We start from the raw sequence: 21805 nt of genomic DNA, 5'->3' as shown, positions 1-21805 counted from the left end.
ACATGCTTACAAATAGTAATGAAATATGGATTTTTAAACGTTAAGTTGGTGTAGACTGACTATTCTCCATTTGTTGTGTTATTGGTTCCGAATTATCTACCGGCACAGTATTAGGAATATAATTCAATGCAAAACCAAATAATCCAGCAAAGGTACTCAAAATAAACGTAGGCTTTCCAAAAGTGTCTGCACTGAAAATGATAAGATCCCCATTAAGTAAAAGAAGGCCTACCATTTGTCCAATAACTAGCAAGGAACCGCTTAGCAAGAATAATACGCAGCTTACCTTAAATAAAAATTGAAAAGTTTTTCTCATCATTTCACCTCTCTTATTAATGTATTGGGAGAGGTAATACTCCCATTCCAATTAACCATCCAATGATAAAAATTGGGACCACGTAATAAGTAATTAACGGAACAAACATCTTTTTCGGGTCGGCACCCGCTAACCCAGCAGAAATAAATATTGAACCAGAAGCAGGTGGTGAAGAACCTTCTGTACTTGCGAATACAAGGATGCAGATGACCGCGGCAACCGGATGGACTCCTACTGAAATAAGCGCAGAGAAAGAAATCATTCCCACTGCAGTTAATGTTGCAGTAGAAGATAGAGGACCTGCTACTAAAACAACTAATACCCCTATAATCGCGATCATTAACCATTTTGATATAGAAAGCGTTTCCATTAAGGATGTTAAATCTTCAGCCAATCCTAAATTACTTAGAACTTCACCTGCAGCAAAGGCGAATAATAAAATAGCACCAATATAGGCGAAGCGAGGAATAGCATTATTTAAAAACTTAGACCAATCCGTTGAACTTTTTGGCAGCTTTGTCCAACCTACTATTAATCCGATAAATATGATTAAAATAGGAATCCACGTGATTAATGATATACTCCCCATCGCTTCTTCCCCTATATTTGGGTTGGCTGCTAACATTTCAGAAACAGGTCCAATGGTAATAATCATTGGAATAAGAGCTCCTAGAAAAATAAACAAAGATTTCCAACCGGCTCGTAATGACTGGCTTAATGGTTGAACAAATTCGGGTGAAACCGCTTTAATTTTGTGTTTTCGTACAAGATACATAATTAAAATTATTCTATATAATACTTGATAGGCTCCTGCTACGAACAAGGCTATATATATGTTAACTTCTGAAACTAGGGCAGCAACAGGTGCAAAACCTAACATGATAAACATAGAACTCGAAGGTGGAAGAGCTGTTCCCAATCCCCCATTGCCAGCTACTACTGTAGCGGCTAATTCGCGACTCCAATTTGTCTTCACCATCCATGGAGCTGTAAAAGCCCCTGTAGCCGCGGTATTAGCTGAACCTGATCCGGCTAAGGTACCCATTGCAGCTGAAGCTATTGTATCTATATAAGCAGCTCCGCCAGGAAGACGTCCAAATATAGAATTAAGAATGAGTAGCATCCCACTTAGTACTTCTGTCCTGTCAATTAAATAAGACATAAATACAAATGCCAATGCTGCATACATTACTTCGTATGTGGCGGCATACACCAATCCATCCCATATTAATTGTGGAGCCTGAGTCCCACCAAACAAGGCAGTCCCTATTAAACCAAAAAACATCGCTTCTCCAATATTTCTTTTCAGAAGGACATTCCAAAAAATGATGATTCCTATAAAAGCTAGTAATGCTAAAAAAGCATTTCCCATCACTGCACCCCCTCTTTTTTTACAAGCATATATATTTCTCTATTATCTTTGCAGTTTTCTTTTATGGTTATAGCTTTTTATGCGATGCTTACTACTCGAAAACTTTTTATTATACTAGTTTTATATTGAATCAAGCTTCTAAAACAATGCTATCTCCCTTGGAATTTTGGTTTTCTTTTTTCAGAAAATGCTAACACTCCTTCTTTATGGTCCTCTGTTTCTTTGATAATAGCAAAGTGGGAGGAAATGAGATCTAACGATGATTCCAAGTCCATTTTTAGTGACTGTTTAACGGCCCTTTTAGTCATTCGGATTGCTACTTGAGGGCCGTATGCAATTTGTTTGGCCAACTCTAATGTTCTTTCCATAAATTCTTCTCGTGGATATACTTGATTTACCAATCCTAATCGCAAAGCATCTTCTGCATCAATAAAGTTACCGGTCCATAAGAGTTCAAGTGCCTTTGCCTCTCCTACTAATCTAGGCAAATAATATGCTCCACCATCTCCGGGAACAAGCCCTACCTTTACATATCCTTCACTTACTCTAGCTGTATCTGCCATTGTCCTGATATCTGCCATAAGAGCCATATCCAATCCTGCTCCTACTGCTGGCCCATTAATTGCTGCAATCACAGGCTTATCCATTTTTTTCAGAGTCAATGGAACACCATGAATAAATTTCCAAAGCCTATGTTTATGATCTAAGGGAGAGTCTTTCCCCTCATTCATTGTTTTTACATCACCTCCAGAACAAAATGCATCTCCAGCACCAGTAATGACTATTACATGTACGTCATCATTTTGCTGTGCCTGCTCTAAAGATTCAATCCACGCTTCAATCATTTCAGTGTTAAACGCATTTTTCTTTTCTGGTCTATTTAAAGTGATGATTTGAACATGGTCTTCTATTTGATTTATTATTGTTGACGTCATAATTCTCCCTTCACATCCCTCTTACAGATTCTATTTATTCTTTCGTGAGACTTTATTGAATAACCTGTTTTTTACGTAAGTCGCTAAGTTGCTCTTCGTTCAAGTTCACATACTCCATTAGCACTTTATCTGTATGCTGTCCTAATAAAGGTGCAGGTACCACTTCATCTAATGGAGAGTCCGATAATCGTATAGGGGAACCCGGAACCTTAATTTTCCCTTTTGCCGGATGCTCAATCTCAACAATCATCTTTCTGGCTATCAAATGTGGATCATCAGCCACTTCTTCAATAGATAAGACGGGTGCAGATGGAATACGTGCTTCATAGAAACCTTCCACTATGTCCCACTTCTTCTTGTCAGCTAACCAATCCGTTAATATCTTATCAATAACCTCTACATTCTTAGCACGATCTACATTCGTTCGAAAACGTGGATCTTCCAGCAAATCTTCTCTACCAATATGCTTTGCTAATGATTCCCAGTGCCGTTGAGCATCACAAAAGATAGCAATGTAACCATCCTTCACTGGATATACATTATAAGGTGCAATGGCCAATCCGCTATGACGGTTCCCAGTTCGCTCTGGTAACGTACCCTTGCTTCTATAGAAGCCTCCTAATGGTGAAGCTAAAACAGGATACATCGTATCATGCATAGCTACTTCTACTAATTGTCCTTTGCCCGTTTTTTCTCGTTGATAAAGGGCTGTAGTAATTCCACCGAATAAATGAATAGCACCCATTATATCCGAAAAGGCAGGTCCAGCTTTTACTGGTGGTCCATCTGGAAATCCTGTGCTGCTCATCACACCACTTATTGCCTGGATAGTGATGTCCATAGCAGGCCAATCTGCATAAGGACCTTCTAATCCATACCCTTTACCAGTTGCATAAATCAGACGTGGATTAACCTCTTTCAGCGTTTCATAACCGAGCCCTAATCGATCCATCACGCCTCTAGCATAATTCTCCAATACTACATCTGCTTTTTTGACTAAATCCAAAAAAAGCTCTTTCCCCTCCTCTGTTTTTAAATTCAATGTAATCCCTAATTTATTGGAGTTAAACATTAAAAACTCATGGCAATCTTTTCTTCTTTTCCGCAGAGATTCACCATCCATTGGTTCCACTTTAACTACCTTAGCTCCTTGATAAGCTAACATTAAGGAACAGTATGGACCATTATATATTTGTCCTAGATCTAACACTAGTAAGCCTTCTAACGCTTGACTCATTATTTCTCCCTCCCTTTATGTGGTATTACGAATAAAATCCGATTCTTTGTTATAAAATAATTCATTTATTGTTATAAAGGATTTGTTTCATCTATTTTTAAGAACTCATACGACAATACTAGAAATCTCTTTTCTTAATGTAAGATAGAATCCTAATTTAACCGCTTACATAATCAAATGTAATTTACCTTATAATCTTCAAGGACACATCATAACACTGTCTACAAACTGATAATGGTTAGTTATTGACTTCATCAACATTCAAGCAAATTCCCCCTTCAATTAATCAATAAAAATACTATTACATTTTTAGTATTTTTATTTGAAGCACTTTTAGTGTTGGATATAAAAAATGAATGGATACTTTTGTATGCTTCAAACATTTGGTAATTATTACTATAAATGATTTTTGTGCTATAATACCAATACTTCCTATTTATGGAACCATAACCTCAAGCTATGAATCTTTAAGAAATACTTTGGAGGTAAAAATGATGGATACTCGTTTATTAAAGTACTTTGAATCAATAGCTCGGAATAAAAACATAACTAGAGCTGCATCGGAACTACATATCTCTCAACCATCTCTTAGTAAACAAATGAAAATGTTCGAGCAAGAACTAGATTGTAAGTTGTTTAAAAGAAATACAAGAGAAATTACTTTAACAGATGCAGGAAAAGTATTATATAAGCATTCAGTACAGATTCTACAACAACTGAAAAATGCCACTAAAGAAATGGAAGATGTTAAGAATGTAGGTTTAGGTGAAATTAGCATTGGAGCTTATGTAACTAGTATTCCATGGTTATGTAGAATAATTCCTGAGTTTAAAAGGAAATATCCACATATACCTATTAAAATTAAGGAAATGGGAGCGGAGGAAATTGCGGAATCATTAAAGAAATATGATGTGCATATTGGAATCACTTCCAATTGCCAAGATACAGATGTATTAAAGTTTACTCCTGTTTTCGAAGAGCCTTTAGTATTAATTACTCCACTACATCATCATTTTAATAATAGAGAAGAAGTTAGTTTTACTGATTTAGACGGCGAGCCTCTAATTTTTTTCCCAAACAATTATCATACACGCCAAATTATAATGGCTGCTTTTACTCAGCATGATATAAAACCTAATATTGCTTTCGAAACCAGCAGAACCAGCTCAATTATTAGCCTAGTTGCTTCTGAATTAGGGAGTGCTTTAATATTCGAAAGCCATTTAAATTCTCAAATAGAAAAAAATATCAACATAATTCAAGTGAACAATCCTATGATAAAAAGGACATTATATACTGCAATCCACCATGATAGGAATCTACCATCTATAATACATGAGCTGAACTCTCTCATTTCTCAGTTTTTTATAAGTAACCAAACCTACTCTCAATAAGGTACCTACTCACTGGCGCTTCTACCACCATTTTTATGCTAGTGCGCCTGACCCCCAACGTATTAAAGCATTACCATACCGAGGGTCTGGCACTCAAACCTAATGTAATTAAAATATAAAATGTCACACATTATAATGGGAAAAGAAAAAGGATAGTTAAGCAGTAATTATATCTGCTTAACTATCCTTTTTTGTACTAAAAATGACCTCACTTACCACAACAACAATATTTTTTGTTGTTGAACTAGTCGAGTAGAAGAGAACCTCTCTACCTTTCGGTAGATTGAGTTCTCCCCCCTCACAGAACCGTGCTTGCGCAATTAACGCACACGGCTCCTCCTAGTTACCATTCACAAAATGTAGCTCATCTCTTTCATTCTGATTTTTGCTAATTCTGCTATCCTTACTAGTTTTGTTTCCATCATTATTCCTACCTCTGAGTGTAGTAAATGTGTCCCTAGTAAGGGTGATAACTGGTAGCCAGCCTTTCCTCCATCGGCATTACCCAACTTCATCGGTACTACGCTGCTATCCGACTCCCTACATCGGCTTTTGGTTTCCTTGCTTTGTATCGCTTGTAAACCATACTCTTCTATCACGAAAAGACCGGTAGGGTCTCCCGAGTTGCCGTATCATATCAATGTGTGACGTGCCGAGGTCTCTGACTCCAGAGAGGCCTTACCCTTCTTGCCTTTAACGAAGGATAAGATGTAGCTTTCTGCTGTGCGTAAGGCATCAGCCCTCTCGAGTTACTAACATTATGGAGCTCAATCCCTTCAACCATTTGGCTTTCAGCCCGCTACCTAACTGTCTACGCTTAAAGACTAAAGTTACCTTTAACCCTCCAAGACTCGCTACGAGCGAATGGCTAGTTCTTACTCGACGGGAATCCCACCCGCTATATGATACGACCTAGGCTCGGCCGCACACGCACCCGTTCGTATTATTCACCATTTGATAAATCCTTCGGTGTTCTAATTTTCATATGTTCAATTGAGTATTTAACAGAAATTTTTATGAATATAAGTAGTTGGTTGTCCATTTCGATTTTTTCCATTCTGCATGTAATGTAATATGAAGAATTTTCATAAAAGAGCATCACAGATAGGATAGACAATTATCCCGAAAGAAGGCATAAGGATGGGATACATTGAAGAATTACGTGCTCTCGTTGGAACAAGCCCTTTGATTCTTACGGTGGTCACCGTATTAGTTTTCGATTAGCACGGCTCCTTCTGATGGTACAAAGCGATGAAATGTGGAGATTGCCAGCTCTGGCTATATCGAATTCGTGGAAGCTGCGGAAGAAGCTTGCATTAGGAAAATATCCGAAGGAATAGGGATGAATATCGGAAATCTTCAATTAATTGGGGTATTTTCAGGGGAGAACTTTTATACGAAGCTGCCTAATAGGGATGAATACTATCCTGCTATCATTGCTTACTCGCTCAGAGACATACGTAGCGGGAATTTAAAACCTGATGGTATAGAAACACAAAAGGTTCAATTTTTAAAATGGTCCGTTCTTCTAAAAGATTCAAGTGCACGAGATCGACAAATATTACAAAGTTTTAAAGTAAAGAAATCGATATTTAATTGTAGAGGGAAGGAAAGGAAGGAAGAAAATAGTGCAAACTATCGCTTTTTATATTGGAGAACCTATTAAAATAAATCAAGGATTTATGTACAATCAGATTATTAGGTTGAATCAGTATCGGGCTATTGTAATAGGACCTTTCTCAAATAGCAACAATGTTCAATATCAGTTTGAACATTATTATAATGTAAATGAAATTAAAGACCTTGGCGCCTTCTTTAGGAAGCAAAATGTCGTGGCTATTCACGCTCATCAAGGGAAACATTCACTCGATATTTTACCAGCAGCTACAAAGCATGGCATTCCTTTGATTGTCCATTTTCGAGGACGTGATTCTTCCACTCAAACAAAAAAGAGATTTCTCGAAAATAAGAAACGATATAAATCTTTAATAAATCAGGGAGCTGGCTATTTTGCAGTTTGCCGTTTTCTTGCTAAGGAATTAAAAACATTAGGATTTCCAAAAGACAGGATACATGTTTTATATGGCGGTCTGGATTTAAATTTATACCCATATTTCAAACGTTCCCTACCTCCGAAAGGAGAAATCAGAATCTTGTCGGTAGCCAGGCTTGTCGAGAAAAAAGGGTTCCTTACGCTTTTGAAGGCGTTTCACCTGATTCATCATAAATATCCAAGAGCAACTCTGCACATTATTGGGACAGGAGAAGATGAAGAGAAAATTAAAAGCTTCATTGATAAATACCAGTTAAACAATCGCGTTTTTCTAAGAGGAGCAATGGATTCACACCAAATCTCTAAGGAGTTAAGAGATTCTCATCTCTTTTGCCTTGCCAGTGAAACAGCAGAAGATGGCGATGTAGAAGGGATTCCAAATGCATTAAAAGAAGCTATGGCAAGTGGTTTACCGGTAATTTCCACTTTTAACGGGGGGATTCCGGAATTAATTGAGCACAAAAGAACTGGATATCTTGCTCCCGAAAAAGATTATGTGAAATTGTCTAAAGGTATAGAATATTTCTTGAATCATCCAGAGGTATGGAGAACATATACCCAAAGAGCACGACAGGTCATTGAACAAAAATTTGATTTAAATAAGCAAATCGTGGAACAACAAAAGTTATATGAATTAATTAAAAACAAGAAAGGAAAAAAGAGGAGATAATGCAATACAAATACATGTAAGAGGGAAAAGACATTATGAAACAGTCAAAATATCCAGTTAAGTATGTACAATCGTTAAGAGGTGAAACGGCTCATGTCATTTTTTTTAGCGATGGTAAAAAATATGTCGTGAAGTGGCACGGTACTACGAAAGAAAGAGGCAAAGAAGTGGTCAATGAATATGTGATTGGCAAATTAGCAGCGCTCTTTTCACTTCCCGTTATCCCCTTTGAGCTTGTATATATACCAAACGAGTTTATCGAGAAAACTCCTGAATTACAATCCGAAAACTACAAATATAGTTCCGGACACCAATATGGCTGTGTTTTTATTGAAAACGCTGTTGTATTCGAGGATGTCAGAGAAGCTCCACCCTCCAGGACGGAAGTGAAAAACCACGATATGCTTGCAGGAATAACGGTATTCGACCAATGGGTGAACAACAGCGATCGGGGTACGACGAATGTAATTTTGGAACCTCTAGTTGAAGGCGGCTATTATGTCCATATGATTGATCATGGCCGATGTTTTCCGGGCCGATACCAATGGTCTGCTCAAACGCTTAGTGAGGAGCCGGAATACAACTTCCATTGGCCCTTTTATAAATGGGTCTACTCTCTTCTCAATGATCACAAAGAGCTTACATCGTTTGCAGAAAAAATTATAGGTTTGCCAAACAAATTGATCTATGAAGTTATTCAATCTATCCCTAAAGAGTGGCATGTGAGTACGGAGGATAGAGAGGCTCTCTACAAGTTTTTTTTAGAACAGAAAAGTAACTTACCCGATATCTTAGCCAGTATTATCAACTATTCTAGTAATATTAAGTAATATATCAGATAAAAAAATAACTCCCTACTGGTTTAAGGCTTCTATTTTTTAAAAATGGGACCACAGTCTATTCAATTTTTTTCCGCATAATGTCATATCTCAAAATCTTAATATTTCGTATTAAATTTTATCTAGGTTTTTTACAAAAATATTGGTCATACTCTGGTCACACACTATCGAAAACTACAATTCATTTAAGCGGTCTAATAAATAAAAAAGTACACCACTAATATATAAGTGATGTACTAATTTTTATATTATGTGTGACATTAAAGACCAGTTAAGCTGTCATAACAAAAACATACATTCACTTGTCTTTAATTTTACATAGCAGGAGTCATCTTTGTTAATTTCACTGATAATAATAATGGTTGTAATAGGTTATATAACTTCTTAATTCTCACTTTATTATTTTAGGCGAGAAGACTCCCACTTCAAACTTTCGTTAGAAAATTAAGTGGTGAGTAGTTCAAGAATCAACAAGCTGAACTATTTCGTTGCAATTATCGTTCAATTTCAAACGTGAATTCCCTCTCCTTGTATTCTCTTCCCTTAAACATTCGTTCTACAAATCGAACATTCTTATCAGTCATGAACAAAACAGTAGATGACCTTGTTCCATAATCCGGAGTTTGAATAAATAGCGGAGAAAGCTTTCGTTCCCATTCTAAAGAAACACCTGTACTTGGCAGTTCTTCATCTGGAGCAGGATCCGCATATTGCAAGCTTGAAAATAAACATTCCTTTAAGTTTTCAGTTGAACCTTTCAAACAACTTTCCAATCCTTCTTTTCCTTTACGTACTTTTGGCCACGGTGTATCCAACAAATGATTACTCAGTCCATACAGCCCAGGTTTTAACAAGCGAAGTTCATTTTCTATGTTCGAATAATAGTAAAGGGAACTTACATCCCCAACGATTAAGTTAAATCCAGGATATTGATCACGATGCTGTTGAATCATTTGCAAATACTGTTGAGGCTGATTGTCTCCTATTAAGAATTGACCAACTAATTCTCCACGAGAACGCATATTGCCGCTTTCATTATCTGGGTCACGATAATTGGTAAGGGCCGCAAAACGACCTTGTTTAGTGACCCCCATCCATGTTCCCATTTTTTCTAAATCCCTGCCTGCCAACACATGCGATGCATCTTCCCAAAAAGACGCCTGTGCCGTCGGTCTTTCATAAAATTCATCCCGATTGGCAGCAACAACTAAGTCATACCGTGAGTCCATTTTATAAGCGAAATTTATCAAACACATATCTGTCACTCCCTTCTACATATCGTTTCTGTTACAAAAAACTATTTGCTTTAAAATAATCGAGATATCGAATTAAATAACCAAATCCGACTGTAAATAATGCGCAAGTAAATGGGCTGTATGCTTTAACGAAGAAGTATGTGTCCGCTCAAATGCATGAGACGCATCAATTCCAGGGCCAATTAATCCATGTACAATATCATGTCCGGCTCGAATCGCTGCGGACGCATCAGAACCATAATACGGGTAAATATCGACTCGATAATCAATCGCATGAGCCTTCGCTAAAGATACAAGATGTTGACGCAGCTTATAATGATACGGCCCGGATGAATCTTTGGCACAAATGGAGACGCTGTACTCATCCGTCGCTTGCCCATCTCCAATTGCTCCCATATCAACCGCTATGTATTCGACGACTTCAGCTGGAATATTCGAATTTCCTCCATACCCAATCTCTTCATTGTTAGAAATAAGAAAATGCGTCGTATGTGATAAAGAAATGTCTCCCGTTTGAATGCGCTCCATGATATGAAGCAAAATGCCGACACTTGCTTTGTCATCTAAATGACGAGATTTAATAAAACCGCTCTCTGTTACTTCTACACGCGGTTCAAATGAAACAAAATCTCCAACAGAAATGCCAAGAGCTTCTGTTTCAGCTTGTGATTTCACGACTTCATCAATCCGTATTTCGATTGCTTCTTCATCACGCTTCACCTCTCCTGCATTTTTATACACATGAACAGATGTCTGATGAATTAAAATCGTTCCTGTATACGCCTTCCCTTCTGCGGTATGGATTGTACAATATTCCCCTTCAACGGAATTCCAGCGAAATCCTCCAATCATCGCTAATTTCAAGCGGCCATTCGGTTTGATTTCTTTTACCATCGCACCTAATGTATCCACATGGGCGGTCAACAAACGATGTCTATTCGGGTCCTTCCCTTGTATCGTCGCCAGTAAAGCCCCTTTATTCGTTAGCTGATACGAAACATGATTTCTTTTCATAAACGCAGCAACATAAGCAATCGCCTCCCCTGTATACCCCGATGGACTTGGAATAGCGACTAACTCTTTTATGTAGGAAACAATTTCGTTTTCATCAATTATGGAAACCAAGATCAACACTCCCTTTCTTCGTACACTAAGTATACCGTTTTTTACTTAGAGGAAAAAGCAACGCTCCATAGCAAATGGCCGATTCAGCAAACGAACCGGCTGTTTGTTGATTATTTAATTGGTTTTTCAGCTGTTACCGCTACCTTCGACCAATCTACATGGACACTGCCTGTTTCAAGCTCCAAATCTCGCACCCTTTCGTTTACTCCTAGAAATCCATAGCGAAATAAAGTAGGAATAAGCGGTGCTTCTTCTTTAATCAATGCTTGCCATTCTTTATAAACCTCTGCACGATACTCATTATTAAACGCCTCTGCTGAAACTCCTTTTTGCAAGAACTCATCATTCTTTTCATTCACCCACCGAGTATAATTGAAAGCGGCATCCCTTGCCCAAAGACCGGATGGGTCAGGATCTGATCCAACGCCAAATGCGGCTTGATATAAATCAATTTTTTGATCATCTTTTTTCAAGCGATCATAAAAAGAGTTAAACTCATGAAGCCTTCCTTCTAACAATTGGACATGTAGACCAACATCCCGCCATTGCTGAATATAGTACCGAGCTAATGGTTCCGCCGCATCTCCGCCAGCCATCGAGGCAAAATTAAGTACAAATTTCTTTCCTTTTGGATCTTCCCGGAAGCCGTCACCATTTCGATCCACATAACCTGCTTCATCTAATAACTTCTTTGCTTTTTCAGGGTTATACGTATACCCAGCAAGACTTGCATCATAATAATTAGGCTGTGTAGGCGGAATTACTGTATTCGCTTGAAAACGAAGTCCTTTATATAAAAATTGTCCGACTTCATCATTATTAATCGCATAACCGATTGCCTGACGAACACGTTTATCTGACAATTTGGTTCCGCCCATTACATTTTCTCTCTTGTCTAAATCATAATGGCCTAGCTTAAAACCGATATACGTATAGGTTGATTCCATTTGTCCAAGAAGATTGACATTCGTTAACTTCCTTGCTCCCTCATACAAATCAGCCGAAATCTTAGCCACATCAATTTTTCCAGCTTGCAGCGCTTTAACGGCTGTGGTTGAGTTCACAACAGATAGAGAAATACGATCAAGCTTGGGCTTTCCTTTCCAATAATCATCAAAGGCTTCAAACTCAATCGCTTCCCCCTGAACAATTTTCTTTACTTTAAATGGTCCAAAACCGATTGGATGTTGACGGATTTTCGCGGAAGCTGGCATTTGTGCGACTGGAATATTCCCTAAATACTTTTTATGAAGCGGATACGTCCACACCCCTGTTAAAATCGACGGATTGGCTTCTTTAAAGGTTAATGAAACCCGATTTCCAGCCACTTTAATACCAGAGATACGCTCTGCTTTTCCTGCATGATATTCATCCATTCCAACAATATTTTGAAAAGTTGTATCATAGCGCGACCCGTTATAATCAGGGTGACCAATTGTTAAATAAGCAAACTCTAAATCTTCCCCTGTTACAGGGTTGCCATCATGCCACTTAACACCGTCTCGAATCGTAATCGTCATTGTTTTATAGTCTTTAGACATTTCATATGTCGCGGCACCCTCTTGAGTAAATTGCGAGTTTTCATCTGTCGCGAGCAGCGCTTCATCAAAAAATTGCAAGATTTCCGCATCATACGCATTTTCAAAAAAAACTCCATTTAATATTCCTTCGAACGGACTGTCTGCGACTAAGCCATAATTCAGATGACCACCTTCAAGTGCATTGGCTGTGTTCGTTGTTTTTGTTAAAAACGTCTGACTCGTTCTAACACCTGCCACTTCTTGATGGACTTCCTCCATCTTTTGTCCCGATTGACAAGCTGCTACTAATATGAAGCTTATGAATGTACATAATACTTGATAGCCTTTAGCGTTCATAAAAAACCTTCCTCTTGTTGTTCGTTATCTTCTTTGTCTAGCGTCCGTCGCACGTTTAATCGCTTGACCGACAAAATTGATACTTAACATCATCACAAGAATCATGACGGAAGCTGGCAGCCATACCCACCATTTATGCTCTAACACATCCGGATTTCTTGCATAGCTAATGAGAGTTCCAAGACTCGGTGTACTTTCTGGCAACCCAAATCCTAAATACGTTAAAGCTGATTCAAGCCCAATATTCCCTGCTAAATTCAAAATAAAATTCACGATGATAATCGAACTTACATTAGGAAAAATTTGAAAGAACATAATCTTCCAATGCGGAGTTCCTAACGTTTGTGAAGCCTGAACATAATCTAATTCTCGCTCCGCTAACACTTTGGAACGAATCAATCGTGCCTTGCCCGTCCAATAAAACAAAGTCATCACTAAAATAAACGACCATATTGTAAATTCGGGAATAATCGTCACTAACACAATAATAAACATCGTCGTCGGTAAAGAGATGATAAAGTCAATGATGCGCATGACAACATGATCAGTCGCCCCGCCGAAATAACCAGCCACAAGCCCCGTTGTTAACCCAATCAAAGCGGTTAACAATGTGATACAAAAGCTAATCGTAAACGAATTACGTGTTCCAATAATTAATTGACCAAATACATCTCGTCCGCCATAATCCGTCCCTAACCAATGCTCCAGAGAAGGAGGTTGATGAAGAGCTCGTAAGTTAATTCGAGCAATTTCTTCTGCATCCATAACAAAAGCTGCGCTGTACACAAAGAGCAGGATGGAAATTAAGAAAATGAACGAACCCATCGCTAGACGGTCTTTTTTCATTTGCTGCCAAATTAGCTGTCTTCCAGAAGGTGTTATTTGTATAGATTGTCCATGTTTTTCTGTATTTACGTTCAATTCCATTACTCGCTTCACCTCTCCTTAGTCAATCCGTATACGCGGATCGACTATACTTAGAATAATATCGGACAGAAGAGTCCCCAATAGGGTAGCAAAGCCAGTCATCATGACAACAGCGGTAACAACACTAAAATCACGAGCATGAACAGAGCTCAGAAATAATTGACCGATGCCTGGATAATTAAAAATCGTCTCAATAATTACCGCTCCACCCACTAAGCCCGTAATTTCATAGCCTAAAAAAGCCGCAATCGGTAAAAAAGAGTTTCGTAATACATGATGAGTATAAATATTTGTTTCTGGTACGCCTTTCGCTTTTGCTGTTCGAACAAAATCCTTCATTTTATTATCAATGACTTCATTCCTTAAATATTGAATAATAACCGTTGTAGAAACAATTGCCGTACTAAACGCTGGTAAAATCATATGATTAATTTTACTCAGTACATAGGCAAACGTCCCTTCTTCCACTGTAGGATTAACGCTTCCCCCCGTCGGAAATAAATCAAGGGAAAAACCGAATACAAAGAGCATAATAATCGCAAAGATAAACATAGGAGTCGCAAAGCCTATATACGTATAGCCTGTAATCACTTCATCAATCCATGAATTGCTGTACCGTCCACTTATTAACCCAAGTGGTATAGCGATTAAATACGTAAAAATTAAAGTCAAGAGAGCCAAATTCACTGTATTCCAAATTCGGTCCTCAATCACATCCGTTACTTGTACTTTATGTGTATACGATACTCCCCAATCTCCCTTTGAAACATTGCTCACCCATCGAATATATTGTTCATGCCAAGGATCATTTAATCCCATCTTTTCTCGCTGTGCTTCAATCACATCTGGATTAGCTCGCGGATCAATTTCTCTTCCTCCTAAAGCATCACCCGGCATTGCTTTAGCCATCATAAATACAAGAACACTTAAAATAAATAACTGTGGAATCATCATCAATAACCGGCGTACAATAAATTTCCACATAGGCTTCCTCTCACCTCCTATGGCAATGCCACTTTATGTGTGGCACTAATCGGCTTTAAATCATACGCTCGTCCATTTTCGTCGAAGAAGGTAGAATACAATTGCTTGTATTCTGCAGCTACCTGTTTTCGAAGCTTTATTTTTTGCCCGCGAGCATCAGGTGATAAATCGGGAATCGCGGCCATTAACCGTTTCGTATAAATATGCTGTGGATTTTTGTAAATATCTTGACTCGTTCCTTCCTCCACTAACCGCCCGCGATACATCACACCAATGCGGTCACACATATGCCGAATGACACCAAGATCATGCCCTACAAATAAATACGTTAACTGAAATTCTTTTTGCAAATCTTGAAGAAAGTTCAATACTTGTGCTTGGACGGATACATCCAAGGCTGACACAGGTTCATCCGCAATAATCAATTTAGGTTTCAACGTTAAAGAACGAGCGATACCAATCCGCTGACGCTGTCCACCCGAAAATTCATGTGGATATTTATAAATAGAATCTGGATTTAGCCCCACTCTTTCTAAATACTGTTGCACGATTTTTCTCTCTTCCGTTACCGATACACGTTCAAAATTTCGAATCGGCTCCGCAATGATATCCAGCACGCGCTTTTTCGGATTTAAAGAGGAATATGGATCTTGAAATATCATTTGAATATCTTTACGAAAAGGCTTCATTTCCCCTCTGCTCAAATACGTAAGATCTTTGCCTTGAAACGTAATGGTTCCAGCAGTCACCTGATGCAGCTTTACAATAGCCTTTCCTGTTGTAGATTTGCCGCTTCCCGACTCGCCAACAAGCCCGTACGTTTCTCCTTGCTGTAATTCAAAAGAAACACCATCTACCGCCCGAATATGGTCTACTACTGTATGAAATAAGCCGCCTCGAATTGGAAAATAAACTTTGATATCTTCTACTTTTAGCAACGTCATCGAATCGCTGTACCCCCTTCTTTCGGAAAATGAAACTGTTTATAACAAGTGCAGCGAACAAAATGACCTGGTTCCACTTCATGAAGCCTCGGAAATTGCGCATGCGATTGCACAGAAATCCAGGGAATCCTCTCTTTAAACCGACAGCCGCTTCTGTTAATTTTCGCAATGGGCGGCACCATCCCTTGAATTACATGCAATCGACTCTTTTCTTTCGTCACAGTAGGGATAGAGTGAAGCAAAGACTTCGTATAGGGATGAAGCGGCCTCTCCAATATTGTTTTTACACTCCCTTTTTCAACAATTTGTCCCGCATACATAACAATCACTTGATCGGCAATCTCTGCGACAACGCCTAAATCATGGGTAATAAAAATAATACCCATCTTTGTTTTTTGTTGAATGTCTTTTAATAAATCTAGAATTTGTGCTTGGATGGTTACATCTAGTGCGGTGGTTGGTTCATCGGCAATAACAAGGGAAGGAGAACAAGCTACGGCAATTGCAATCATCACTCTTTGTCGCATTCCTCCTGACAATTCATGAGGATATTGCTTATAGGTGCGTTTTGGATACGGAATCCCGACTTGTTCAAGCAGAGTAAGCGTTTTAGCTTTTTGCTGTTTCTTTGATAAATCTGTATGATAATGAAGACTTTCTTCTATTTGTTTACCAACTGTCATAAGGGGATTTAATGCCGTTAACGGCTCTTGAAAAATCATGCTAATATGTCGACCGCGAACTTTATTTAACTTCGATTCTGCTGCATTCAATAAGTTTGTCCCTTTATATATAATAGAACCTTCTGATTTTGTTCGCTTTTTATCGTGCAATTGCATAATAGACAAAGCAAGTGCACTCTTACCGCAGCCGGACTCTCCTACAATGGCAACAATTTCATTTTCATGAACGGTAAAAGATAAATCGTCAACAGCTGCATAATATTGATCATCAATACAAAATGAGGTTGTTAGGTTTTCTACTCGCAGGAGTTCTTTTTCCATGCCTATCCCCCTAACCGTTTTTATAACATTACTCAACTTTTAACACTTTTTGGTTATTTTCTCAAATAATTACTGTTATTTTTAATCATTTTTATTTTTTTATACCTTTTGAACAACAAAAAAATCGAGTATTTACTCGATTTTTCATAAAGACCAAACAAGGTCGTTTCCAATAGTATCGGCAATATATTGTGTATCTGTTCTCCGCTTCTTTCTCGCTTGTGCTCGTTCTTTCGCTGATTCATATAGCGCTTTCTCCGTTTCTGTTTCTGAAATTAAACGAGGAACAGAAATAGGTTTTCCCTTTTCATCAATCGCTACAAAAGTTAAAAAAGAAAGAGCGCATAAATTTTGAACACCGCTTTGCAAATCTTCAGCTACTACTTTTACCACTACTTCCATGGAGGTGCGGCCCGTATAAGTAACAAAGCTTTCTAAACAAACCGCATTGCCCTCAGAAATTGGATGCAGAAAATCCACCGAATCCGTTGAAGCCGTTACAACATGCGACCGAGCATGGCGCATCGCTGAAATAGCTGCTATGTCATCAATTTGCGCCATTAATTTCCCTCCAAACATCGTACCAATATTATTCGTGTCTGGAGGAAGAACGATACTTGTTTTAACAACTAGAGAGTCCCGGCATTTTTTTGTTTTTTCCATGATGACACACCCCTTTTTGTCGACCTGTAGTATCACTCAATAGGGATTCTAATTGTGAATGAACGACAGTCATCTCCTAAAGGCTTTATTAAATATCGCTTTAGATTCACAAGCTTATTATAGCCAACATAAAAGAAAGCTATTGCTCATTTTTTAGCAATAGCTTTCTTGAATTTTTTCAAATATCTGTTTGAAAAGGAAGTGTGTAACTATTTGTCTCTAGTTGCAGCCGCATTTAAAAGAGTATCGAGCTCTTGACTTGCTTGAACCGCCAGCTGACTTGTAAAGCCAAAATCTATAGCTAATCTAATCATTTCTTGTCTTTTTTCCTCAATTTTTTCATTAATTAGTTCAGCATATAGTTTCTTCATCGTCCATTTCCCACTTTTCAATATATTTACAAAAATATCATAATAGATAATTAGTCCCAAATCAATCTAATTTATCCCTTCTAATTGTGATAAATTTGTAAACATCTTCAAATATGAATACATTTCTTGAATATTTTGTGACAATCCGAACATAACTTCCAATTTTCATGTTTATGTAAACAAATCAATCTTCACTATGTCATCCATGAGGAAGAGGAGTGTTGATCGGGTTTATTAACAACAAGCTTATATTCATCTTCTAATACTTTTAATGGAACATCATATAAATGCCGCTCGTCTTTTGTTTTGTATACACCTTTTGCTAATAATTTATCAATTAACAGCGCTTTTCTCTCTTCAATCTTTTTAAATAATTCCATATGTATAACCCCTTTCTATTCTGTTTATGTGATACCTGAACCTCTTACATCATTCCATATTCCAGCTACATTCAGCGCATATTTAAAAAGCCTCTTCTTATCCAAGAAGAGGCTACTGTATTCATTCGACTCTTCTTATCTTCCAAGCAGCTGCTTGTTGGATGTGGCACAGTTCCTATAACAGGTCTGTTGCCGAGGCTTCAAAGGGCCAAATCCCTCCACCTCTCTGGATAAGAATTAAAAAGTAATATGAAAGTATATAAATACTATATGATTAGTAAATAAATGTCAATATCAACATAGGAAATCGTTTGCTCAACTATGCTAGCATAACCTAAATGAAAAAAGAGTGCAAGTGCACTCCTTTCTCAAATTTCTATTCTAATACTGTATTTTTTGTTTCTTTACCAAAAGCCACCGCGATGGCACCGATTAGTATGGCAACGGTAAAAATCGTAAAAATTGCGCTAATCGATGTATTGGCAGCTACTAAGTACCCGACTAATAACGGCCCTAGAATTCCTCCGATACGTCCAATGGCCGCTGCCATCCCTGCCCCTGTTCCCCGAATCACTGTTGGGTATTGTTCTGGAGTATAAGCGTATAAAGCCCCCCATGCACCTAAGTTAAAGAAAGAAAGAAGAATTCCTGATGTAATTAACAACGGCAGCTCTTCAGCTGTTCCAAAGAAATAAGCGCTCACTGCTGTACCAATTAAATAAGTAATTAACACAAATTTACGACCCATTTTTTCAATAAACCAAGCAGCTGTAAAATAACCTGGAAGCTGAGCAAGCGTCATAATTAACACATATTCAAAGCTTTTAATTAAGCTGAACCCTTTCATCAGCATCACACTTGGTAACCATAGAAACATGCCGTAGTAAGAGAATACAACACAGAACCAAAGCACCCATAAAATAAGAGTTTGTTTGGAATACTCTTTCGCCCACACTTTTTTCATATTTTGAAGCATCGATTGTTTTTCCTTCGGCTTCAACTCTTCATACTTCGGTGAGTCTGGTAAACTAAAACGCAGGTATACCGCATAAAAAGCTGGTAACGCACTTAAAATTAAAGCAATTCTCCAGCCGTATGTCGGAATGATAAAATAAGAAATAAGAGCCGATAAAATCCAACCTAACGCCCAAAAACTTTCTAATAAGACAACGACTCGTCCACGTTTGCTCGGTGCTACACTTTCACTTACAAGTGTAGATGCGACAGGAAGCTCTCCTCCCAGCCCCATGCCGATGAAAAAGCGTAAAATTAAAAATAAACTAATCGTCCCTACTAATGCTGATAACCCGCTTCCGATAGAAAAAAGTAAAAGCGTAATAATTAAAATATTTTTACGGCCTACTTTATCCGCCATTGCTCCAAACAGTAAAGCCCCAACAGCCATCCCAATCGATTGCGTACTTCCAATCCATCCAGCTTGCACATCAGTCAGATTCCATCCTTCTTCCATTTTCAAAGCCGCAATAATAAAGGAGAGCATCCCCACATCCAGAGCATCAAACATCCAAGCTGCCCCAGCAATCCCTAACAGCTTGCGATCTGCTATCCGTTTTGTTTTTTTATCCATGATAATTCCTCCTGATGAACTTCCGTAACACTAAAAAAATTCCTACTATATATATTTTTATCCCATTTCTATTTTATCTATTATTTTTGTTCATGACTATAGTAAATACAACTGTCATGACAAAAATATAGACATTTTTTAAAATCTATCATAGAGTGCTGATGATTTTTGACTTTTTTCGCGCCAAACTGCAGTTTGGCACACCTTTCAAAGAGAAATTTTCACCTATAAAAAATATTAAAATTAACAATATTTAACATTTAAGTATAATCATTACATTTGTTAAGATGTATTAGGGAGTATCATAAATGCTCTCACCTATTTATCCCTCACCATGATTTGCACAATACCATTTTATGTATATTTTAGGAGGTATTTATGTCAAATCTTACTTTGCAAGTTAGTGAAAAGCTTCAAAAGTTTTTACAAGGACCAAAAAAGCTGTATATTAATGGACAATTCGTTGAAAGTGTCTCTAAGAAAACATTTTCCACTCCAAATCCAGCAACAGGTAAAAAACTTGTTGAAGTATATGAAGGTGATAAAGAGGATATTAATTTAGCCGTCAAGGCAGCTCGTAAAGCATTTGATGAAGGCCCATGGTCAAGATTAAGTGCAGCAGAGCGCAGTCGTTTAATGTACAAGCTCGCGGACTTAATGGAAGAAAACAAAACAGAGCTTGCTCAACTTGAAACATTAGATAACGGTAAACCAATTAGAGAAACAACTAATGCCGATATTCCATTAGCGATTGAACATATTCGATATTATGCAGGCTGGTCAACGAAAATCGTTGGACAAACTATCCCTGTAAGCGGCAATTATTTTAACTATACAAGACATGAAGCTGTTGGAGTTGTTGGACAAATTATCCCATGGAACTTCCCGCTCTTAATGGCCATGTGGAAGCTTGGGGCTGCCCTTGCCACTGGTTGTACAGTTGTTCTAAAACCTGCAGAGCAAACGCCTCTGTCTGCTCTTTATCTTGCTGAATTAATTTCTGAAGCAGGATTCCCAGACGGGGTTATCAACATCATTCCTGGCTTCGGAGAAACAGCAGGCCAATCTTTAGTTGATCACCCTGAAGTAGATAAAATTGCCTTTACCGGCTCAACAGAAGTCGGCAAACGCATCATGCGTTCTGCTTCCTATTCACTAAAACGGGTGACGCTTGAACTTGGTGGAAAATCACCAAACATTATCCTGCCTGATGCTGATTTCTCTAAAGCGATTCCTGGCGCGTTAAACGGGGTTATGTTTAACCAAGGACAAGTTTGTTGCGCCGGCTCTCGTGTCTTTATTCAAAAGAAGCATTACGATAACGTGGTAGCTGACATGGCAAGTCATGCTAAATCCATTCAACAAGGAGCAGGTCTTGATCCAAATACTCAAATTGGACCGCTTATTTCCGAAGAACAACAAAAGCGCGTACTTGGCTACATTGCTAAAGGGATTACAGAGGGTGCGGAAGTGCTAGCTGGCGGAGCTCCTCCTAGTGAAGAAGGTTACTTTGTTGCGCCTACTATTTTTGCTAACGTCGAAGATAACATGACGATTGCGAAAGAAGAAATCTTCGGTCCTGTTATTTCAGCTTTACCATATGAGGACTTAGATGATGTCATCAAACGAGCAAATGCAAGTGAATATGGCCTTGCTGCTGGTGTTTGGACAAGCGACATTGCCAATGCTCATTATATTGCTAACAAGCTGCGTGCTGGTACGGTTTGGGTCAACTGCTACAATGCATTTGATGCCGCTTCTCCATTTGGCGGATACAAACAATCCGGTATCGGCCGTGAAATGGGCTCCTATGCTCTAAACAACTACACAGAAGTGAAGAGCGTTTGGATTAATTTAAATCGATAACATT

Annotated in this window: 20 protein-coding genes and 1 riboswitch; of the genes, 5 read left to right on the top strand and 15 right to left on the bottom strand. The window is 38.2% G+C overall.

Translation table 11 applies throughout. The annotated features are described in order from the left end of the window. Window positions 1-40: 40 nt before the first annotated feature. The 4 genes from ACE199_RS01025 to ACE199_RS01010 form a co-directional block, all read right to left on the bottom strand. Window positions 41-316 (bottom strand): hypothetical protein, encoded by a 276-nt coding sequence (locus tag ACE199_RS01025; RefSeq protein WP_119116087.1) that lies wholly within the window; start codon window positions 314-316, stop codon window positions 41-43. Between the two features lie 16 nt (window positions 317-332). After that, complete coding sequence (locus ACE199_RS01020; protein WP_375348241.1) at window positions 333-1688, bottom strand: TRAP transporter large permease subunit; 1356 nt, start codon at window positions 1686-1688, stop codon at window positions 333-335. A gap of 149 nt (window positions 1689-1837) precedes the next feature. After that, entirely contained in the window at window positions 1838-2623 is a 786-nt protein-coding gene (locus tag ACE199_RS01015; RefSeq protein ID WP_375348240.1) for an enoyl-CoA hydratase/isomerase family protein, read from the bottom strand. Between the two features lie 52 nt (window positions 2624-2675). Beyond that, window positions 2676-3860, bottom strand: coding sequence for a CaiB/BaiF CoA transferase family protein (locus tag ACE199_RS01010; protein WP_375348239.1), 1185 nt, complete (start codon window positions 3858-3860; stop codon window positions 2676-2678). Between the two features lie 491 nt (window positions 3861-4351). Here ACE199_RS01010 and ACE199_RS01005 point away from each other — a divergent pair, with 491 nt between their 5' ends. The 4 genes from ACE199_RS01005 (at window position 4352) to ACE199_RS00990 (ending at window position 8807) form a co-directional block, all read left to right on the top strand. Beyond that, on the top strand, window positions 4352-5254 hold the full coding sequence (locus ACE199_RS01005; RefSeq protein WP_375348238.1) for a LysR family transcriptional regulator: 903 nt from the start codon (window positions 4352-4354) through the stop codon (window positions 5252-5254). A gap of 1342 nt (window positions 5255-6596) precedes the next feature. Continuing rightward, window positions 6597-6920 (top strand): NUDIX hydrolase, encoded by a 324-nt coding sequence (locus ACE199_RS01000; RefSeq protein ID WP_375348237.1) that lies wholly within the window; start codon window positions 6597-6599, stop codon window positions 6918-6920. Further along, window positions 6883-7977 carry a glycosyltransferase gene (locus tag ACE199_RS00995; RefSeq protein ID WP_375348236.1) on the top strand — a complete coding sequence of 365 codons (1095 nt, stop codon included), beginning with the start codon at window positions 6883-6885 and terminating at the stop codon, window positions 7975-7977. Before ACE199_RS01000 ends, ACE199_RS00995 begins: the two co-directional genes overlap by 38 nt. A 35-nt stretch (window positions 7978-8012) precedes the next feature. After that, window positions 8013-8807: a HipA family kinase gene (locus ACE199_RS00990; RefSeq protein WP_375348234.1), complete on the top strand. Its 795-nt coding sequence runs from the start codon at window positions 8013-8015 to the stop codon at window positions 8805-8807. A gap of 503 nt (window positions 8808-9310) precedes the next feature. Here the strand turns inward: ACE199_RS00990 and ACE199_RS00985 are convergent. The 11 genes from ACE199_RS00985 to ACE199_RS00935 all read right to left on the bottom strand — a co-directional run bounded on the left by ACE199_RS00985 (window position 9311) and on the right by ACE199_RS00935 (window position 19935). Continuing rightward, window positions 9311-10072 carry an NRDE family protein gene (locus tag ACE199_RS00985; protein ID WP_375348232.1) on the bottom strand — a complete coding sequence of 254 codons (762 nt, stop codon included), beginning with the start codon at window positions 10070-10072 and terminating at the stop codon, window positions 9311-9313. A 72-nt stretch (window positions 10073-10144) separates the two neighbouring features. Continuing rightward, entirely contained in the window at window positions 10145-11188 is a 1044-nt protein-coding gene (locus ACE199_RS00980) for a M42 family metallopeptidase (RefSeq protein ID WP_375348603.1), read from the bottom strand. Between the two features lie 119 nt (window positions 11189-11307). Beyond that, complete coding sequence (gene opp4A / locus ACE199_RS00975; RefSeq protein ID WP_375348230.1) at window positions 11308-13074, bottom strand: oligopeptide ABC transporter substrate-binding protein; 1767 nt, start codon at window positions 13072-13074, stop codon at window positions 11308-11310. Window positions 13075-13098: 24 nt separating this feature from the next. Further along, window positions 13099-13995 carry an ABC transporter permease gene (locus ACE199_RS00970; protein WP_375348602.1) on the bottom strand — a complete coding sequence of 299 codons (897 nt, stop codon included), beginning with the start codon at window positions 13993-13995 and terminating at the stop codon, window positions 13099-13101. Window positions 13996-14019: 24 nt separating this feature from the next. Next, window positions 14020-14985, bottom strand: a complete 966-nt coding sequence (opp4B, locus tag ACE199_RS00965) for an oligopeptide ABC transporter permease (RefSeq protein ID WP_375348229.1) — start codon at window positions 14983-14985, stop codon at window positions 14020-14022. A 17-nt stretch (window positions 14986-15002) separates the two neighbouring features. After that, on the bottom strand, window positions 15003-15929 hold the full coding sequence (locus ACE199_RS00960) for an ABC transporter ATP-binding protein (protein ID WP_375348228.1): 927 nt from the start codon (window positions 15927-15929) through the stop codon (window positions 15003-15005). Further along, on the bottom strand, window positions 15926-16933 hold the full coding sequence (locus ACE199_RS00955) for an ABC transporter ATP-binding protein (protein ID WP_375348227.1): 1008 nt from the start codon (window positions 16931-16933) through the stop codon (window positions 15926-15928). The genes ACE199_RS00960 and ACE199_RS00955 overlap by 4 nt, the downstream gene beginning before the upstream one ends. Window positions 16934-17077: 144 nt before the next feature. Beyond that, window positions 17078-17596, bottom strand: a complete 519-nt coding sequence (locus ACE199_RS00950; protein WP_127759595.1) for an acyl-CoA thioesterase — start codon at window positions 17594-17596, stop codon at window positions 17078-17080. A gap of 209 nt (window positions 17597-17805) precedes the next feature. Then, window positions 17806-18027, bottom strand: coding sequence for an aspartyl-phosphate phosphatase Spo0E family protein (locus ACE199_RS00945; protein ID WP_375348226.1), 222 nt, complete (start codon window positions 18025-18027; stop codon window positions 17806-17808). A gap of 134 nt (window positions 18028-18161) precedes the next feature. Further along, on the bottom strand, window positions 18162-18347 hold the full coding sequence (locus ACE199_RS00940) for a Fur-regulated basic protein FbpA (protein ID WP_127759594.1): 186 nt from the start codon (window positions 18345-18347) through the stop codon (window positions 18162-18164). Window positions 18348-18479: 132 nt separating this feature from the next. Beyond that, window positions 18480-18584, bottom strand: a riboswitch (SAM riboswitch). A 139-nt stretch (window positions 18585-18723) separates the two neighbouring features. Then, on the bottom strand, window positions 18724-19935 hold the full coding sequence (locus ACE199_RS00935) for an MFS transporter (RefSeq protein ID WP_127759593.1): 1212 nt from the start codon (window positions 19933-19935) through the stop codon (window positions 18724-18726). 378 nt (window positions 19936-20313) lie between these two features. Here ACE199_RS00935 and ACE199_RS00930 point away from each other — a divergent pair, with 378 nt between their 5' ends. After that, window positions 20314-21801: an aldehyde dehydrogenase family protein gene (locus ACE199_RS00930; protein ID WP_375348225.1), complete on the top strand. Its 1488-nt coding sequence runs from the start codon at window positions 20314-20316 to the stop codon at window positions 21799-21801. Window positions 21802-21805 lie beyond the last annotated feature (4 nt).

This window comes from Peribacillus sp. Hz7 (assembly GCF_042136355.1).
GTDB classification, from domain to species: domain Bacteria; phylum Bacillota; class Bacilli; order Bacillales; family DSM-1321; genus Peribacillus; species Peribacillus asahii_A.
Note: the sequence above shows the minus strand (reverse complement) of the source record. Positions and strands in the feature narration are given on the sequence as shown.

What these genes read in the sequence shown, in the direction of transcription:
- ACE199_RS00955 (WP_375348227.1), bottom strand. Translation starts at nt 16,933, where the DNA reads ATGGAAAAAGAACTCCTGCGAGTAGAAAACCTAACAACCTCATTTTGT.
- ACE199_RS00940 (WP_127759594.1), bottom strand. Translation starts at nt 18,347, where the DNA reads ATGGAATTATTTAAAAAGATTGAAGAGAGAAAAGCGCTGTTAATTGAT.
- ACE199_RS00950 (WP_127759595.1), bottom strand. Translation starts at nt 17,596, where the DNA reads ATGGAAAAAACAAAAAAATGCCGGGACTCTCTAGTTGTTAAAACAAGT.
- ACE199_RS01025 (WP_119116087.1), bottom strand. Translation starts at nt 316, where the DNA reads ATGAGAAAAACTTTTCAATTTTTATTTAAGGTAAGCTGCGTATTATTC.
- ACE199_RS00985 (WP_375348232.1), bottom strand. Translation starts at nt 10,072, where the DNA reads ATGTGTTTGATAAATTTCGCTTATAAAATGGACTCACGGTATGACTTA.
- ACE199_RS01005 (WP_375348238.1), top strand. Translation starts at nt 4,352, where the DNA reads ATGATGGATACTCGTTTATTAAAGTACTTTGAATCAATAGCTCGGAAT.
- ACE199_RS00935 (WP_127759593.1), bottom strand. Translation starts at nt 19,935, where the DNA reads ATGGATAAAAAAACAAAACGGATAGCAGATCGCAAGCTGTTAGGGATT.
- ACE199_RS01000 (WP_375348237.1), top strand. Translation starts at nt 6,597, where the DNA reads ATGAATATCGGAAATCTTCAATTAATTGGGGTATTTTCAGGGGAGAAC.
- ACE199_RS00960 (WP_375348228.1), bottom strand. Translation starts at nt 15,929, where the DNA reads ATGACGTTGCTAAAAGTAGAAGATATCAAAGTTTATTTTCCAATTCGA.
- ACE199_RS01020 (WP_375348241.1), bottom strand. Translation starts at nt 1,688, where the DNA reads ATGGGAAATGCTTTTTTAGCATTACTAGCTTTTATAGGAATCATCATT.
- ACE199_RS01015 (WP_375348240.1), bottom strand. Translation starts at nt 2,623, where the DNA reads ATGACGTCAACAATAATAAATCAAATAGAAGACCATGTTCAAATCATC.
- ACE199_RS00930 (WP_375348225.1), top strand. Translation starts at nt 20,314, where the DNA reads ATGTCAAATCTTACTTTGCAAGTTAGTGAAAAGCTTCAAAAGTTTTTA.
- opp4A (WP_375348230.1), bottom strand. Translation starts at nt 13,074, where the DNA reads ATGAACGCTAAAGGCTATCAAGTATTATGTACATTCATAAGCTTCATA.
- ACE199_RS01010 (WP_375348239.1), bottom strand. Translation starts at nt 3,860, where the DNA reads ATGAGTCAAGCGTTAGAAGGCTTACTAGTGTTAGATCTAGGACAAATA.
- opp4B (WP_375348229.1), bottom strand. Translation starts at nt 14,985, where the DNA reads ATGTGGAAATTTATTGTACGCCGGTTATTGATGATGATTCCACAGTTA.
- ACE199_RS00990 (WP_375348234.1), top strand. Translation starts at nt 8,013, where the DNA reads ATGAAACAGTCAAAATATCCAGTTAAGTATGTACAATCGTTAAGAGGT.